The organism is Serratia sp. root2, from assembly GCF_031931805.1.
GTDB lineage: Bacteria > Pseudomonadota > Gammaproteobacteria > Enterobacterales > Enterobacteriaceae > Serratia > Serratia inhibens.
Genome location: NZ_JAUJXB010000001.1, coordinates 414,186 through 431,049, shown reverse-complemented (window position 1 = coordinate 431,049; position 16,864 = coordinate 414,186). Strand labels below are relative to the sequence as shown.

The 16,864-nt window shown below is 55.7% G+C and carries 12 protein-coding genes; 11 read left to right on the top strand and 1 reads right to left on the bottom strand.

The window, feature by feature from the left end; genetic code table 11:
* Nucleotides 1-88 precede the first annotated feature (88 nt).
* On the bottom strand, nucleotides 89-3,214 hold the full coding sequence (locus QZQ97_RS01970; protein ID WP_311992009.1) for a beta-galactosidase: 3,126 nt from the start codon (nucleotides 3,212-3,214) through the stop codon (nucleotides 89-91).
* A 391-nt stretch (nucleotides 3,215-3,605) separates the two neighbouring features.
* Between QZQ97_RS01970 and QZQ97_RS01965 the strand changes: the two genes are divergently transcribed.
* The 11 genes from QZQ97_RS01965 to QZQ97_RS01915 all read left to right on the top strand — a co-directional run bounded on the left by QZQ97_RS01965 (nucleotide 3,606) and on the right by QZQ97_RS01915 (nucleotide 16,834).
* Entirely contained in the window at nucleotides 3,606-4,670 is a 1,065-nt protein-coding gene (locus QZQ97_RS01965) for a LacI family DNA-binding transcriptional regulator (RefSeq protein ID WP_311992008.1), read from the top strand.
* Between the two features lie 120 nt (nucleotides 4,671-4,790).
* A complete protein-coding gene (locus tag QZQ97_RS01960) occupies nucleotides 4,791-5,366 on the top strand; it encodes a TetR/AcrR family transcriptional regulator (protein ID WP_311992007.1) in 576 nt (191 codons plus the stop codon).
* Nucleotides 5,367-5,749: 383 nt separating this feature from the next.
* Nucleotides 5,750-6,724: an iron-containing redox enzyme family protein gene (locus tag QZQ97_RS01955; RefSeq protein ID WP_311993860.1), complete on the top strand. Its 975-nt coding sequence runs from the start codon at nucleotides 5,750-5,752 to the stop codon at nucleotides 6,722-6,724.
* A gap of 222 nt (nucleotides 6,725-6,946) precedes the next feature.
* Nucleotides 6,947-7,816, top strand: a complete 870-nt coding sequence (aepX, locus tag QZQ97_RS01950; protein WP_004946681.1) for a phosphoenolpyruvate mutase — start codon at nucleotides 6,947-6,949, stop codon at nucleotides 7,814-7,816.
* A gap of 47 nt (nucleotides 7,817-7,863) precedes the next feature.
* On the top strand, nucleotides 7,864-10,284 hold the full coding sequence (gene aepY, locus QZQ97_RS01945; protein WP_311992006.1) for a phosphonopyruvate decarboxylase: 2,421 nt from the start codon (nucleotides 7,864-7,866) through the stop codon (nucleotides 10,282-10,284).
* A 56-nt stretch (nucleotides 10,285-10,340) separates the two neighbouring features.
* Nucleotides 10,341-11,177 (top strand): phytanoyl-CoA dioxygenase family protein, encoded by an 837-nt coding sequence (locus QZQ97_RS01940; protein ID WP_311992005.1) that lies wholly within the window; start codon nucleotides 10,341-10,343, stop codon nucleotides 11,175-11,177.
* 12 nt (nucleotides 11,178-11,189) lie between these two features.
* On the top strand, nucleotides 11,190-12,329 hold the full coding sequence (locus tag QZQ97_RS01935) for a 2-aminoethylphosphonate--pyruvate transaminase (RefSeq protein ID WP_311992004.1): 1,140 nt from the start codon (nucleotides 11,190-11,192) through the stop codon (nucleotides 12,327-12,329).
* Nucleotides 12,326-13,345, top strand: a complete 1,020-nt coding sequence (locus QZQ97_RS01930; protein ID WP_311992003.1) for a GNAT family N-acetyltransferase — start codon at nucleotides 12,326-12,328, stop codon at nucleotides 13,343-13,345. The genes QZQ97_RS01935 and QZQ97_RS01930 overlap by 4 nt, the downstream gene beginning before the upstream one ends.
* Before the next feature lies 1 nt (nucleotide 13,346).
* A complete protein-coding gene (locus tag QZQ97_RS01925) occupies nucleotides 13,347-14,267 on the top strand; it encodes a hypothetical protein (protein ID WP_311992002.1) in 921 nt (306 codons plus the stop codon).
* A gap of 10 nt (nucleotides 14,268-14,277) precedes the next feature.
* Nucleotides 14,278-15,492, top strand: a complete 1,215-nt coding sequence (locus QZQ97_RS01920; protein WP_311992001.1) for a pyridoxal phosphate-dependent aminotransferase — start codon at nucleotides 14,278-14,280, stop codon at nucleotides 15,490-15,492.
* A 1-nt stretch (nucleotide 15,493) separates the two neighbouring features.
* Nucleotides 15,494-16,834, top strand: coding sequence for a hypothetical protein (locus tag QZQ97_RS01915; RefSeq protein WP_311992000.1), 1,341 nt, complete (start codon nucleotides 15,494-15,496; stop codon nucleotides 16,832-16,834).
* Nucleotides 16,835-16,864 lie beyond the last annotated feature (30 nt).

Sequence of the window (16,864 nt, the reverse complement as noted above, 5' to 3'; positions counted from 1 at the left end):
TGAGCTTACTGTAGTAAGTGATTCGGGTAAGTAAGCGCAGCCAACACAGAGGCAGCTTCAAGTATGACGGGTATATCCCCCTCCACGCTTACTGATGCTTAATACTGACCTGATAACGCCACTGCGTTTCCTTTAACAACCACTTTTCATGCACGCTCGGCGTCCAGGAGTCATCGCCCCCCACGCCCATATGCTGCGCGTCCAGGGTGATCCAGATACCGGGTTCAGCGCGCAACAGATGCCAATGGTCGACGTCCATTAACTGTTTGCTGCCGTAAGGCATGATCGAGAAATGGAATAACCCGTCGACACGCCAACCCCCCCAATGGAGCTCCTGGGTGTCGCAACGCAAGCCATTCTCCGTGGGGAAGACGTACGGGGTGACCATCTCGCTCAACGGCAAACGCCAGCGTGAGAAACAGGCGCTTTGTTGGCGGTCTGGGTAATTCTCGTGCGGCCCCAGCCCTAACCACTCTACCTCTGCCGCGGCCGCGGCCGGCGCAGCCTGGAACACCATGCCGATACGCGCCAGCGGCGGCAAATGGCCAGCGCGATCCCCTTCGACGTTGATCTTCAGCGCGCCGTGGCAATCAATCATCATCTGCCAGTGGCTGACGATCAGAACCTCATCGCCATACCGGTAATGGAAGGTGCTGCGGATCTCCACCCGGTCTTCGTAAGCCTCCGCCGTGCACTGGGTGCAGGTTCTCTGCATGGCATACAGCCCGGCTTTTTTCCAGCGTTCCACCCAGGCGTTAGGGTCGATTCGTTCGACTTCACTGACCCCAATGTCGTTATCCAGCGGCGCGCGAACAAACTGGTCGGTGAACGGGCTTATCAGCTTGTCTTCACCCGCCACCGTCCACTGCGTCAACAAACCGCTGTTGCGGTCGATAAACCATTGCTGTTCGCCCTGCAGCACCCGATAACCGTCCTCGTGAATCTGCAGTTCCGGGCGAACGCCGGGTGTTGGCGCATCCGGCAACGCCAGCGCCGTCGGCAAGCGGAATTGTCGCCATGCGACACGATGCCCGGCCGATGACCAGGCGGTGGCTTCCGGCTGGATAACTTCAAGGATCAGCGTGACATTGCGGGCATTCGCCGGCAAATCGAGGCGCTCCGCCAGGGTGACGACGGCATTGCCCTGCGGCGGGATGTCCAACGCCACTTCGCCAGAGCGCCATTCGCGCCCATCCTGTTCAATTCGCCAATGCAGCCTTTCATTGTCGGTGCGGCGGAACAGGTATTCACTGCCGACGGCCACCTCGAGCGGCGCCTGGCTCACCAACGAAAACTGGAAGAACTGCTGCGCATGTTTGGCTTCATGGAGCGAAGGGTGTGGCGTGCGGTCGGCAAACACCAGGCCGTTCAGGCAGAACTGCCGGTCATTGGGCGTGTCGTTGAAGTCGCCGCCATAGGCCGGTGCGGGCGAGCCATTCCCATCGTCTTTAAGCAGCGATTGGTCGGCCCAGTCCCAGACAAACCCGCCCTGTAGCCGCGGATACTGACGAAACGCCCGCCAGTACTCGTCAAAATTCCCCAGGCTGTTTCCCATCGCGTGGGCGTATTCGCACAGTATCAGCGGGCGGTTTTCGCCCGGCATGCCGACCCATTTTTTTATCGACCATTTTGGCACCCCAGGGATGAGTTGATCTTCATCCACCCGGGCGTACATCGGGCAAAGGATATCCGTTGCCGCACTGTTGGCCCCGCCGCCTTCGTACTGAACCAGCCGCGTGGGATCGCTGCTTTTGATCCAGCGATAAAGCGCATCATGCAAACTGCCGTGCCCGGACTCATTGCCCAACGACCAGATGATGATGGAAGGGTGATTGCGGTTACACTGCACCATGCGGGTCACGCGGGCGCTGTAAGCCGGGAACCAGTTCGGATCGTCGCTCAGCCGCGCCATCGGCACCATGCCGTGAGTTTCGATATTGGCCTCATCCACCACGTAAAGGCCGTAGCGGTCACAGAGTTCGTACCAGCGCGGATTGTTGGGGTAATGCGAACAGCGCACGGCATTAAAGTTGTTCTGCTTCATCAGCAGAATATCCTGAAGCATGTCCTCTTCGTTGATCGCCTGGCCGCGTTCCGGGTGGTGTTCATGCCGGTTTACGCCACGGATCAGCAGCGGCTTGCCGTTCACTTTCAGCAACCCGTCCGTTATTTCTACCCGGCGAAAACCGGTGTCCGTCGCCTCGGCCTCAATCAGTTCCCCATCGGCACCATAAAGCGCAATGACGGCCCGATAACAATGGGGTAACTCGGCACTCCATAAATCCGGCGCCTGCACCGGCAACGCAAAGGTCACCCGATCGGCATAAGCTCCCCGCTCGTCAATCGCCTCGGTGCCCAGCGGCTTGCGTTGGCCGGCGATTTTTTCGTCGCCTCGCCACAGGGATAACTCCACCTGCAACCCCGCCGGCTGGGCTTTCCCCGCCGCAACATGCACCGAAGCCTGCAAGGTGCCATGCCGATACTCCGTATCCAGCCCGGCGGACAATTGAAAATCGGTAAGGTGGGTATCCGGCTTGTGCAGCAATGACACCGAACGGTAAATACCGCTCATGCGCCACATGTCCTGATCCTCAAGCCAGGTGCCCGCACTCCAGCGCATCACCATCACGCAGAGACGGTTGCCGCCGGCATGCAGCGCATCGGTTAAATCGAACTCGGCCGGTAAACGGCTGTCCTGCGAATAGCCAATCCACACCCCGTTGCAAAAAAGGTGGAACGCCGAGTTCACCCCGTTGAAGATGATTCGGGTTTTGCCAGCCTTCAGCCAGGCTTCCGGGATGTCAATCTCGCGCGAATAGCATCCCGTCGGGTTCTCCTGCGGCACAAAAGGCGGCTCGGTCGAGATCGGGTAGCGGACGTTGGTGTAGATCGGCGCATCATAGCCGTCCATCTGCCAGTTAGAAGGCACCGTGACGGGCCGGCTTTCCGGACCATCCTCCACCAACCAGCGCGGATCTACCGCTTCGGGCTGCGCCAGATAAACGAACCGCCATTCGCCATCCAGCGACACGCGCTGCTCGGAGCGCCGGTTATCCCTGGCCTCTTCAAGCGCGCGCCAACTGCGAAATTGCGGGTGGGCGGGCAATCTGTTGAGATGAGTGACGGCCGGGTTTTGCCAGTCCTGCCGGGCCAGAACCTGAGGGAGAATGCTGTCCGACGGGTTATCGTTTACCGAATAAAGGGGCTGCTTCATACCAATCCTTACCTGCTGTCAGAGGGATGTATAGCGCTATACATTTTCAATCGAGTAAATACGATATCCGGCCTGACGGGCAATAAATTTGGTGGGTATATTTGAGTTCAATCACGCTATTTGTTGATTGTTTCCTATAATGTATTGCGCATGACATCAAATGTTTTTTTAATACATTTTCAGACAGAAGGGTACATTGCAGGCTAAATAACTGCGTTTAATACCGCGACACCCAAACTTGAGACGGGTGGGAGCATGCAGGTTAGCCGACCGTTGGGCGCATGGACGCGCGATACGAGCCGCCATGGACGGATTCACGGCGTGTCGGCGCTCTGCATATTCCTCACCTGTAGCACTATTTAACGCCGCACTTTATTGCGAGATTGAATTGATGAATAAACGGCAGGCAACGCTGGAAGACGTGGCAAAAGAGGCGGGCGTCTCCCAGCAAACCGTGTCACGGGTGTTGAACAACCCGGATATCGTCTCCGAGCGCACGCGCCATAAGGTGCTGGGCGCGATGAATACGCTCAATTATGTGCCTAACCGCTCCGCGCAGATCCTGGCCGGCAAGACCTTGCCGACGTTTGGCTTGATCACCACCTCCCTTGCGCTGCATGCCCCTTCGCAAATCGCCTCATCGTTCAAGCACCATGCGGAATTGGTGGGCTACCAGGTGGCGATATCGATGTTGAAAACCGGGCAGCTGAACGTCCTGCAATCGGCGCTGAATGAATTTCGCGCGCAGAAGATCAACAGCGTGGTCATGAGCCTGCCGCTGGAAAAAGCGGATGCGGAAACCCTGGCGCGGGATAACCCGGACATACAGCAACTGTTTCTGGACGTGCCGCCCGCCGCAGAGGTCTGTCACCTTGGTTTTCTTCACAGCGACGGCACGGCCAGCAGCGTTAACCTGCTTTTGGCGCTGGGTCACCGGAAATTCGGTTTGCTGGCCGGCCCGGAAAGCTCCATTTCGGCACGGCTGCGTCTTGCCTGTTGGCGCGACACCTTGTATCAGGCGGGCATTGCGGAGACGGATACCGAATACGGCGACTGGAGCGCCAACAGCGGCTGGGTAAAGACCATGGAATTATTCGGCAGGCACCCGGATATCACGGCGATGCTGGTCGCCAGCGACCAGATGGCGTTAGGGGTCATCAGCGCCTTGCGGCAGCTCAACAAACGCATACCGCAGGATGTGTCCGTCATTGGCTACGACGATACCCCCGACAGCCAGTATTTCCACCCGGCCCTGACCACGGTGAGGCAGGACTTTGATCTGATAGGAAAACGTGCGGTCACCCATTTGTTGAACATGGCGAATCAACCGCAACAGGCGTTTAACGATCTGTTACCGACCACCCTGGTTATCCGGCAATCCACCGGCAAACCGGAGGCCGCAGGCTCGGAGAATGCGCTCATCAGGCAACTGAAAACGCTGGTGCAACAACTTTAGCGAGAGAACAAAAACCGGATGCCGGCTTTTTTGCATTGCATTACGGCCTCCCCGTGCAGATACCTTTGTTTATAAATTGTGATATTATCATAAATATTTCGTTAGCTTTCAGGGGATATTATGATAACTAAAAAACAAATAATAATGAATGTCGCGACGGAGTTATTTAACAAAGAAGGTTATCAAGCGGTGGGTATTGATAAGATCATTACCGAGGCGGGTATTTCCAAGCTGACGCTGTATCGCAACTTCGCTTCAAAAGATCAGTTAATCATTGAGGTATTAACCCAGCGTAAAGACGATTTCATAAAAAATATCACGGAAGTGATTGAAAACAATCTCACACCGAAAGATAAACTCTTCTCGTTATTCAATTTTTATCACACCTGGTTTAAAGACAAAAGCTTTCGCGGTTGCATGTTTACCAATTCATTGCTTGAGTTTGGCAACAAATCAAAAGAAATTTCCAGTATCAATAAAGAGATGAAAGAGGCCCTGGTGGCGTTAATCACCGGCATTCTGTTTTCGCTGGTTAAAAAAGAACGAGCGCAACGCATCGCTTTCACCTTCGTCATGCTGCTGGACGGCGCGATCATCTCGGAACTGACCTACGCCGACCACAGTGAATACTCGCCGGCACTGATCGCCTGGGCAACGGCCAAAACCATCCTCGAAGCCGAAAACATCGTACTGTAAGCTCCGCATCCCCAATGCCGCACCTATGCCGCAGCAATGCGGCATTTTTATTGCCGGCCAATCCTACGATTCTATTAATAAATTAATAATAATTAATAATAATTAATGTGTACCGATCAGTTTCATTTTATGAAAAATGTGATTCAAATCACATGTAAAAATAAAGAAAGAAAAATAAAATCACATAACAATCAATGCAATAAACAAAAATGAAACATTTTTGAAATATTAAATTTGAAAAACCAACCTGTTTACATTAGCTTTTATATCAGCAAAATTTATAGGGGTAAATGATGGATAGTTTAGATTTGGTAAATACTGAATTGACGCAAAGCCCATTGCTGTCCACCAGCCTGGATGAGTTCGTGGCACGTCTGTTGCGCATGGAGGATTTGGACGCCTATTTTTGCCGTCATCCCACCCTGCCGGCAATGCTCCTGGCCACCACAGAGGCTGAACTGATCTCCGCCTATCACAGCACGGACATTGAGCACAGCCGCAAAGCCGTGCAAAAAACCTTATTTTGGTTGTACCAGACATTTTTAGCCGACCCGTTAACCGCCGAAAGCAAAAACCAACATCACCCTGTGATGGTCACTATCAAACGAATGATAGAAAAGAAGTGGTTGGCGCATGAGACGGAGCATTTCGCCGCCTTGCCCAGCGCGACGAGCCCGCAACTGTTTACGGAAAGCCTGCGGGAACTCTGGTCACACCACCGCTCGGCGACGCATCCGCTCTACGAATTTTTGCAGCATGACGCGTCAAAAGCGCAAATGAACGCATTCTTCAAAAGCGACAGCGCATTGAATTTGCTGTTTTTTGATTTAATCGCCATGGCGATGGTGGGTGCACGTCTCGAGGTCCGAGGTGAGCTCAGCCGCAATATGTGGGATGAGTGCGGCGAAGGCAGCGACCGCCATACTCATGTCAATTTGTACAAAGATTTGCTGATGCGCAATCACATTGAATTGCCGGAAGACAATTTTGCCGACACCCTGGCCTGGCAAGGATTGAGCGGTTACAACCTGTTTATGTTGGGGGGCACCAACCGCGAACATTACTTCAAGCTGATCGGCGCCCTGGCCATTACGGAATTGCTGGATCCCAGCCAATACGAAAAACTGGTTCTGGGCAGCCAACGACTTGGTTTTACCGAGCGGGATCTGCGCTACTACACCGAGCATATCGGGATTGATGTGGTCCATGCGGAAGGCTGGTTGCAGCAAGTGATCACGCCAATTGTAGAGAAATCGCCGGCGGCAATGGCGGAAATATGGATTGGCGCGAATATGCGTCTTAACACGGTGGATAATTATTATAATCACCTGTTAAACAGCCTCATGACTTTAAAGTAAATAATTATAAAACAATAAAACGGACCCGCCTTTTTCAGTGCAAAGGAAAAAAGATTACTCAGCGATTGCAGGTGCCTTTGACTATTCTCGTCATCCTTCATTATGACAAGCGCCGTCATTGGGTCTTATGCTTGCTTTGATTATTCTGATTAGTACCTGACATTTTCACTATGAAGAGCCATTGAACCATCACTGTATATCAATGTTAATTGAGGTAACGCTATGAGAAAAACATCGGCTTTAAAGAATATACTGCAAAAGAAAGAACTCTCTTTCCTGATGGAAGCCCATAATGCCATGAGCGCTAAAATAGCCGAAGAAAGCGGCTTTGAGGCATTATGGGCTTCCGGGCTATCCATTTCCGCCTCTATGGGGCTTAGCGACAGAAATGAAGCGTCCTGGACTCAGGTTATGGACGTTGTCGATTTTATGGTGGATAACACCGCTATCCCTATTTTATTGGATGGGGACACCGGCTTTGGCAACTTTAATAATGTCCGCCGCCTGGTTAAAAAACTGTCGCAGCGAGGCGTCGCCGGCGTGTGTCTGGAAGACAAATTATTCCCTAAAATAAACTCTTTTATTGGCGCTGGGCAGGATCTGGCTTCAATCAGTGAATTTTGCGGCAAAATACAAGCGGCGAAAGACAGCCAGTTGGACAGCGATTTTTGCGTGGTTGCCCGTGTGGAAGCGCTTATCAGCGGCTGCCCCATGGAAGAAGCGTTGAAACGCGCCGACGCCTACGCCAGTGCGGGGGCCGATGCGGTATTGATCCACTCCAAACAATCTGACGGCGCGGAGATCATGGACTTTTGCCGCCAATGGCAAAATGATTGCCCGATCGTTATCGTACCGACGAAATACTATAACACCGCCACCGATGCGTTCCGTGAAGTCGGTGTATCCACGGTTATCTGGGCTAATCATAGCCTGCGTGCTTCCATCGCCGCGATGCGCGCTATTACCCGAAATATTCGCCAACATAATAGCGTTGCACAGATTGAACGTGAAATTGCCTCTTTGGACGATGTGTTCAAACTCACCAACGAATATGAAGTACAACTGGCCGAACAAAAATACTTGACCCTTTAACGCGACAGTCAGCCGGTTTTTCTATTCATTCGTGAGGAAATGGTTAGATGATTAACGTCCGCGATTTTGTTGATGCATTGATTGAGCAAGGTACACACTATTTTACCGGTGTCCCCTGCTCTTATTTAACCCCGCTGATCAATGAAGTTATTGCTCGCGATGAAACCCACTACGTACTGGCCTCAAACGAGGGTGAGGCGCTGTCTCTGGCCTCCGGGCTTTGGCTTGCCAATAAAACGGCCGTTGTCCTGTGTCAGAACTCCGGGTTGGGTAATCTGATAAACCCACTGACATCGCTTAACGAGCCTTTCTCGATTCCGGTCTTGCTGTTGGTGACCTGGCGTGGCCAGCCCGGCACCAAAGATGAACCGCAACACAGGTTGATGGGCGAGATCACGCCTGAATTGCTAAGCCTGGCGGGGGTCGAGTGGGCCGTGCTGCCCGACGACGAAACCGGTGCCTTAGCCAGCCTGCAGCACGCCTGCAATTACATCCAGGCAGAGCAGCGCCCTTATGCATTGGTTCTGACCGGCAATCAGTTTTGTGCCGCGCAATCGCCAATGCCCGAGCCGCAAACGGCGTATCCGCGCCGTGAAGAGGCATTGGCGACGTTGCTGGCTCACGCTAATCCCGATGGCGTGATCATCGCGACAACCGGCAAAACCGGCCGGGAACTGTTTACGTTGTCTGACCGCCCTGAACATTTTTATTGCGTCGGGTCGATGGGCTACGCCAGCGCCATCGCTCACGGCATTGCCTTGGGCTGCGCCAGCCTGCCGGTCTACGTGATCGACGGGGATGGCGCTGCGCTGATGCATCTGGGAAATTTTGCCGGCATCGGCGCCAGCAAGCCCGACAACCTGATACATATTATTTTGGATAACGGCAGCTATGACTCGACGGGAGCCCAACCCACCGCGTCTCCTGGCGTGGATTTTGTCGCCATGGCCTATGCGGCCGGCTATGCCCACGCACAGCATTGCAACGATGCGGACAGCTTCGCCAACGCACTGCGCCAAACGGGTATTTCCGGCCCGCGGCTGTTGCATGTCCCTATCGGTATCGGGTCGATGGCACAGTTGGGCCGCCCGACGCTTTCGCCTTATAAGGTCGCACGCCGCCTGCAATCCCATTTGAAAACGATAGCCCCCGCTTCACCGTTCGAAAAAACCATGGCAAATACCGTGCAGCCTCCCGAGGGAGGTCGCATTTCTCACTCAATCCCTACAACCGAGAACGGACTCATGAACATTCATGATACTACCCAACCGAACGCCCTCAATGCTGTTCTGACGGGCATGGATATTTATGCCTCAAAAGCCATTTCGCTGAAAGCGAAGGCCGATCCCTCCATTGCAAACCTAAGTTTTGGCGAGCCGGTTTTCGGTCCGCCAGAGCATCTGCTGAAGGCGATAGAACAGGAGGATTTGTCATTATCGGCGTTTATGGACGCCTCAAAACGCTACGAGGATCCCCGAGGGAGCCTGGCGCTGCGTCAGGCAATTGCCGCCTGGTATCGCGATCGCTACGGCCTGCATTTCGATCCTGAGCGTGAAATCATGGTGACGCACGGTGGCGTGGAAGCCATCACGCTGGCTCTGCTTGTCACGACATCGGCACAGGATAAAGTCGCCATCAGCGATCCCTCCTATATGCTCTATGCCCGTACGCTGAAAACGCTGGAACGCACTCCGCTGCGGATAACGCGCCCTGCCGGCAACCATGAGTATGCGGAAATGCTGGCGCAGGACGGCGCGCTGGAAGGGGTGAAGGCGATGATTGTCAACTCCCCGGAAAACCCGACCGGCTATGTCGCCAGCCCACAGGACTGGGCAGTGATTGGGGAACGCGCCGCGCGCAGCGGTTGCTGGATCATTCATGACGAAGTGTACGATGCCATGCACTTTGAACGCCCGCACCAGCCGGCGCGCGCCATCGCCTCCCTGGCCAACAACTCCATTATTATCAACAGTTTTTCAAAAAAATTCGGTCTGCCTGGCCTGCGTATCGGCTGGATGATAGCCCCGCCGCAGGTTATCGAACAGGCGGCCAAAGCGCATGATTACCTCTATCTGGGCGTCAATATCCAATACGAGCGCATCGCACAGCGTTTGCTTAGCGATGACGGCAAATTTGCCTGGCTGGAGGAAATGTCCTCCAACATCGCTCAGCGCTGTCATACCGCGCTGAATACTCTGACGGAAGAACGTGGGTATCGCTGGCCACGTAAACCGCTCGGTGCCATGTTCCTGTTCCCGGAAGTGAGCGGCGTCTACCAACGGATGCCTGAAAAATACCGACAACCGGGCCAGCATATCGGCGACGCCGTGGCGAATTACCTTTTGGAAGAACGCGGCGTTGCCGTTGTCCCCGGCTCGGTTTATGGCCCGCAGGGCAATAACCACATCCGGCTGGTGCTCTGCATGCCGGACGACGTTTTTGACCTGGCCATGAAACGCATGGTGTAACCCTGGATACACGGCGGCCGCCGCCGAGTGGCCGCCAAACGGATAAGGAGAAAGTGATGAACGCCTCACGTAACCATTTTCAACAGCAGGGTTTTGTCCATCTGGAAAAATCGCGGGCCAACCTCAATCTGAGCCGTATCGAATCCGCGCTGGCCGAAATCAGCCAACGCGCGCTATCGGACCAAACCGGCAACGTGCCGGGCCTGGTGGTGGTCACCGAAGCCGGCAATGCCGAACAACTGTGCCGTATCGAGTACCTTGCCGGCAGTTCGCCTTATTACGCGCAAGAACTGGTGCCCTGTCTGGCGCAATTGATAGAGCAGCACCTCGGCCAACCCGTCAATCTGTTCAAAGACAAATGCAATTTTAAACATCCCGGCGGTGGCGCGTTCACGCCCCATCAGGATATTACGGCCTATCGTCATTTCGCCTCAAATTACCAGGTGACCGCCGCCGTGCTGCTCGATGCCGCCGTGGAAGAAAACGGAGCGTTGGAAATCGCCACCCACTGGGACCTGACGCCAAAGGGCGCGCAGCTGGTGAATACACCTCGAGGGATCCTGCCCCAGTTACCCAGCTACCAGGGGGGGCCGCGCAACGGGGATATCGACGACAGTCTCTGCGCCACCATGCGCTGGCAAAGGATCGATGCCGCCCCCGGCGACGTGATCTTGTTCGACTCCTATATTCCCCATCGCTCCAGCGAAAACCGCTCGTCCTCGACCCGGCGCATCCTGTTCTTTACTTTCAATCTGGCCAGCGAGGGGGATTTTTACCACCACTACTACCGGAGTAAATGGGCCACGCCGGACAATCCCATCTTTCACGTTTCCACCCCGACCTTGCACAGCGCCCGGCAAACCAACGCCGGCACAGTGCCTCAATCCCGTTGAACGGTGACAACGATGCAATCACAGGAATTTCGTTTATTCACTCCCGGCCCGCTAAATACCTCGACGCAAGTTCGCCAGGCCGCCGGCAGAGATTTAGGGTCGCGCAGCCCGGTCGCCATCCACTTGAGCGCCCGGTTGCGTGAGGACATCGTGGATATCGCGGGATGCGACGCGAGTTGGAGCGCAGTACCGTTAGCAGGCAGCGGCACGTTTGCCGTCGAAGCGATGCTTTGTTCTCTGCCGGCGGCAGATGACCACGTGTTGATTATCGAAAATGGCGTCTACAGCGCCCGTATGGTGGAAATTTGCCGCATCCACGCGATCCCGCATTCGGTGCTGACGTTGCCGCCACATCAGGGTTTTGACCTGGCGCAGGTTGAACTGGCCCTGAAACAAACGCCTTTGGTTACCCACATCGCCGCCGTTCATTTCGAAACGGCGCTCGGCGTGATCAATGATATTGATGGCCTGACGCAGTTGGCAAACAGGTACGGCTGCCAGCTGCTGATTGACGCCATCAGTACCTTTGGCGTGCTGCCGTTGGACTACAGCGCGCCCTCGCTTTCCGCCGTCGCGCTTTCGGCCAATAAGTGCCTGCATGGGCTACCCGGCATCGCCTTCGTTTTAGTGCGAAAGGCCGTGCTGGCAACCCACGTCGCCCCACGTACGCTCAGTCTGGATATCAGGGCGCAGGCCAACGCGCTGGATGGCGATGGGCAGTGGCGTTTCACGCCGCCGCTGCAAATTATGCTGGCCCTGAAACAAGCTATTGACGAGTACCGTCAACAGGGCGGCAGGCGCGCGCGTCACCGTGCCTATGCTCAACGTATGGCACACCTGCTCGGCGGTATGGCGCGCTTGGGGTTCACCCCGATAATTCAGCCGCAGTTCTGCGCCCCGTTAATTGTCACGCTGGCGCCGAACCCGGGAATACAGTGCGAAATCGACAAGCTGAACGACTTTTTATTCCAGCGCGGACTGGTGATTTACCCCACCAAACACTGGGCGGCAAATTCATTCCGCATTGGGGTTATGGGGGAGCTCGACATCCAGGATATCGATGATTTGCTGGCGGCGTTCGCTGAATTTACCGCACAGGCCGCCCCCGGCACCCTGCAACCGAATCCACTTTCGCTAAGGCCCGCACTATGAGTTATCACCTGTCTTGCCATCATCAATTCGCGGAAATCAACGCCCAAGCCTATGCCGACTTGTGGATGGACTGCAGGCAACCGGCCTTTTATCACCCTGACCTGCTGACGGCGGCAGAACGTCACCCCATGTTGCCGACGCTAGCCACTCATTACCTGGCGGCATGGCAAGGAGAGCGGCTTGACGCGTTGTTGGTGGTCTACCAGCAATCGCAACCCGATCCCTTCGGTACGTTGGCAAAAAGCACCGGCTTTCATTTTGCCGCCCCCACCGGCGGGCTCTTGGGACATATGGCCCATTGCTACGACACGCAAATCCTGCATCGGCCAGGTTCGGAAGACGCGGCGCAACGCTTGATGACCGAGCTCATTGCGCTGGCCGACCGGCAGGGCATTCCGGGCTGCGGTCTGCTCAATCTCAGCGCAGGGCCTTCATTGAGCGCCGCAGAGCGGGCGGGCTATCGTTGTAATTTCATGCATGACCGTTTCTTTATCGATCTCATGCCGTTTGGCCGATTCGATGATTATCTGGCAGCCCTCCCGCGCGATGGTCGACAGGAGATGAAGCGCCAGCTGCGAAAATTTGACAGCGATCGCGGCAGTTACCGCGTGCTTTCGGGCCGGGACGCCGATCTTGCCGCCGCGGTCAAACTTTGCCACGCCACCAGTTCCCGAAACGGTACGCCGCACTATTATCCGATAACGACGTTTCTCCATTTTCTGGAAACTTGCGGCGAGCTGATTACCGTGGTCCAGGTTGAACACGAAGGCCAGTTGGTGGCCGCCGTCATCTGCCTGAACGACCCGCAATGCCTGCATCTTTGGGCCGGGGGCGTCGACTATCGGCTTTCGAGCTTCAGCCCTTACACCGTCATGATCGCGGCCAGCGTGCAGCATGCGTTCTCGCAAGGTATCCGCCGGGTTGAGGCGGGCAGGACCAATGCCCGGATTAAGGCGCGTTTGGGTTGCCAATCTCAGCCGCTGTATTCGGCCCTTTACCCGCTGGAGGTGGCCTGACATGCCTGTGATCTCCGCCTCCCCGCCCCATCAGACACCCTCGGCGCAGCTGGCGCGCGGGCAATTGCTGACCTTGCTGTATATCGCCCTCACGTCCGCCTCACAGGTATTTTTGAGTCATGTCGGCGGCGGCATACCGATCGAGATCAGCCTGTTCTATATGGCTCTGGCGGCCTGCGTGGTGTTTAACCTGTGGGAGTTCCGTCGCCTGCGGCGCAATCACCGCGCGCTGCGCCGCCATTGGCGCATGTGGCTCATGCTTTCCGTCGCCTTTGTGCTGAACTGGATATTTTCTTATTACAGCGTGACGCACGCCTCAGCCGATTTTTTCATCGGCGTATTTTTCCTTTCTTCGGCACTGTGCAGTTGCCTGCGAGAAAAGCGCTGGCTGAAGTCACTGTTCATCCTGATGGCGATCCTGTGCATTCATGCGCTCTCGGCCTTCCCGTTGCGGGTGCTTTGCACCTCAATGTCAGCGGGGGCCATGATGTATCTTTACTACGTCAGCTCGCTGAGTTTCAGCCGGCAGAGCGGGCTTGGCCCGGTCTCGGTCGTTTCTTTGCGCTGCTATATGCTGTTGGCCTGCAGCGCCGCTTACCTGTTCGCGCATCACGAGTTCGGCGCGTTGTGGGTAGCCCCGGAAACCCTGCGCAACCTGTTGATCCTTATCGTCGCCAATATGGTTTTACCTTCTTTTTTGTCGCAAACCTGCCTGCAGTGGGTCGGCGTCACCCTGTTTACCTTTATGAATTCGTTGATACCGGTGCTGGCCTTCGTGATGCAGTCGCTGGTCAGCGGCCAATGGCAAACCGGTATGTTGATCGCCGTAACCCTTACTACGCTGATGCTGAATTACGATCGTTTGATTTTGCTGGCGCGTAACCTTATCGCCGTGAACCCTCAGTCAATGGATCAGGAATAAGAGGAATACCATGCCTGCCATCAATGCGTATTTGGAACACCTGAACCCGCTCTCATCAAAGACGGTCGCTCTGCGAGCGAAAGCGAACCCTGCGATCCTGAATCTCAGCATGGGTGAGCCCGATTTTGGTCCGCCCGCCGCGTTGGTTGACGTGATCTGTCGAGAGGATCTTAACAAAGAACGGTTTCTGGATGCGGTCAAGCGCTATGAACACTCACGCGGCTCGCTGTCGCTGCGCAGAGCGATAGCGGCGTGGTATCGGCGCCGTTACGCTATCGATATCGATCCGGAAAGCGAAATAATGGTGACTCATGGGGGGATTGAAGCACTCAATCTGGCGTTGCAGGCGGTGACCAATCCTGGCGACGGCGTCCTGTTGGCGGCTCCGGCGTACACCCTTTATCAACGCGCCATTCACTTGTTGAACCGTAAAAGCCATCCGCTGCCCCGCCCTGAAGGCGAAGATGAATATGCGACGGCGCTGGCGGCAAATCCCCACGCCTCGGCGCGCGCAGTGCTGATCAACTCCCCGGAGAACCCCACCGGCTACGTCATGAGTGACGCGGACTGGCAAGCGCTCGCCGATGATTGTCGCAAAGGCGACCGCTGGGTCATCCATGATGAGGTCTACGACACTCTGGCTTTCACCCGCCGTCACCTTAACGCCTGGTGCATTCCGGCCCTTCGCGAACGTAGCGTGCTGATTAACAGTTGCTCAAAAAAGTTTGGCATTCCCGGCTTGCGCACAGGTTGGCTGATTGGGCCGGCCAAGGTGATTGAAGCCGCCAGCAGGGTCCACGAAAGCCTGTGTCTGGGGGTGAGTATTCTTGGCGAACCTATCGCCGAACGGCTGCTCAACACCCCCGAGGTAGACGACTGGATGCAACAGCAGCAGGACATTCTGGCCGCCCGTAACCGGTACGCGCTTTCGGCGTTGGGCGAAACGCAGGGTTTCCGTTGGCCACGCCGGCCCATGGGGGGGATGTTCCTGTTCCCTGACGTTTCCGAACTCTATCCGGCCTTACCCGCCCGCTGGCGCGATTTCTCGCCTGATGCCGGCAGCGCGGTCGCGGAATATCTTCTGGTGGAGCGGCAAATCGCCACGGTGCCGGGAATCGTTTACGGCGCCGAAAGTCGACAATACTTACGATTGACCAATTGCGCCAGCGAGCAGGTTTTCAATCAGGCCATCGCGCGTCTTTCATCACTCAATCTGGGAGGATAAGGTGCTTAAAAATATTCTTGATCAACAAGTTATGGACTTTTACTCCGCGCAGGACGGCGCCGAGTGCGCCGATGCATTTTCCCAGGCATTGCTCAAGGTACACCCCGGCGACTGGCGCGCCACCTTCCCGCCTGCGGTGTTCCCGCCCGGTCATCTGACAAACATCGGCGTCGATGCCGCGCGGCTGCTGGCCATCGTTTTCAGTCTGCCGGAACGCCTGTTCGGCGGGGATTATTCGCGCTTTCTGGCTGCGCAATGCCTGACGCCGCAACAGCGTGAAGACATCCTGACCTTCTGCACGCCGCAGGTATTAGCGCGCGCACGGCTGTTTGCCAGGCCGGATGCATTGCTGACCCACGAAGGTTTCAAACTGGTTGAAATGAACGTGACTCCTTCACTCGGCGGGCTGGGCATCTGCGATCGTTATGTCACCACCTTGCAGGAACATGCGCTCAGCCATCGGCTGCAGGAAGCCGGGATTACACTCCATGCGCCGGACATGGGGCGCCTCTGGGCCGAAACGTTGCATCGTCACCGCACGCCACAGGCGGATGACAGCACCCCGGTAATGTTGGAATTGCTGGACGATCCGGACGAGATCCCGGAGGACAATTTTGGCTGGCCTGACTTCGGCCATATCGCCCGCCGGGGCGGTTTTCGACTCTTGACCGGCAAACCGGCGGACGTCCATTTCACCCCAACGGGCGTCTATGCTTTCGGCGTAAGAATCGACATCGTTTTTACCGATTTGGTGTACGCCGAACAACTGCAATACAACATCGACAACGCGTTTATTGCAGCATTGGTCGCGGCGGAAGATGAAGGCCAGATAGATCTGTTCAGTGTGCCGGCCGGCTGTGCGGTTTACGACAACAAAGCAAATCTGGCCTTTCTCACCGATCCCGATTATGCCCACCTGTTCACTGAGCAAGAACGCGCACTGATCGATGCCCACATTCCCCCCACCTTTATTTTAACGCCGGGCAATTTGGCCAGAGCGATACGCGAACAGAGCAATCTGGTTTTAAAACCGGGGCTGGGACTGTGCGGATACCAGGTGATGTTTGGCAGACAAATGTCGGCTACGCAATGGCGTGCACAGCTGGAACGGCAGCTGACGGAAGGCGGTTCTTTCGTCCTGCAGGACATTGTCGATGACATATGGACTTACACCCTGCCGCATCAACAGGACAATCCAAGAATGGTATGCATTGGCCCGATCATCATCGACGGTCGTTACACCGGCACCTTCTCGCGCGATGAGGCTTATCACGGTAAAGCGGTCGTTGTGAACCATGCGCAAGGCGCAAGCTGGTCAACCGGTCTGGAACGCGCTGAGTAACACCCGGCCTGCCACCCGGCGGCTGTTTTA

Bases quoted from the DNA above. Each gene is read 5' to 3' on its own strand.
- aepY (WP_311992006.1), top strand. From the start codon at position 7,864: ATGATTAACGTCCGCGATTTTGTTGATGCATTGATTGAGCAAGGTACA.
- QZQ97_RS01965 (WP_311992008.1), top strand. From the start codon at position 3,606: ATGAATAAACGGCAGGCAACGCTGGAAGACGTGGCAAAAGAGGCGGGC.
- QZQ97_RS01930 (WP_311992003.1), top strand. From the start codon at position 12,326: ATGAGTTATCACCTGTCTTGCCATCATCAATTCGCGGAAATCAACGCC.
- QZQ97_RS01970 (WP_311992009.1), bottom strand. From the start codon at position 3,214: ATGAAGCAGCCCCTTTATTCGGTAAACGATAACCCGTCGGACAGCATT.
- QZQ97_RS01925 (WP_311992002.1), top strand. From the start codon at position 13,347: ATGCCTGTGATCTCCGCCTCCCCGCCCCATCAGACACCCTCGGCGCAG.
- QZQ97_RS01940 (WP_311992005.1), top strand. From the start codon at position 10,341: ATGAACGCCTCACGTAACCATTTTCAACAGCAGGGTTTTGTCCATCTG.
- aepX (WP_004946681.1), top strand. From the start codon at position 6,947: ATGAGAAAAACATCGGCTTTAAAGAATATACTGCAAAAGAAAGAACTC.
- QZQ97_RS01920 (WP_311992001.1), top strand. From the start codon at position 14,278: ATGCCTGCCATCAATGCGTATTTGGAACACCTGAACCCGCTCTCATCA.
- QZQ97_RS01955 (WP_311993860.1), top strand. From the start codon at position 5,750: ATGGAGGATTTGGACGCCTATTTTTGCCGTCATCCCACCCTGCCGGCA.
- QZQ97_RS01935 (WP_311992004.1), top strand. From the start codon at position 11,190: ATGCAATCACAGGAATTTCGTTTATTCACTCCCGGCCCGCTAAATACC.
- QZQ97_RS01960 (WP_311992007.1), top strand. From the start codon at position 4,791: ATGATAACTAAAAAACAAATAATAATGAATGTCGCGACGGAGTTATTT.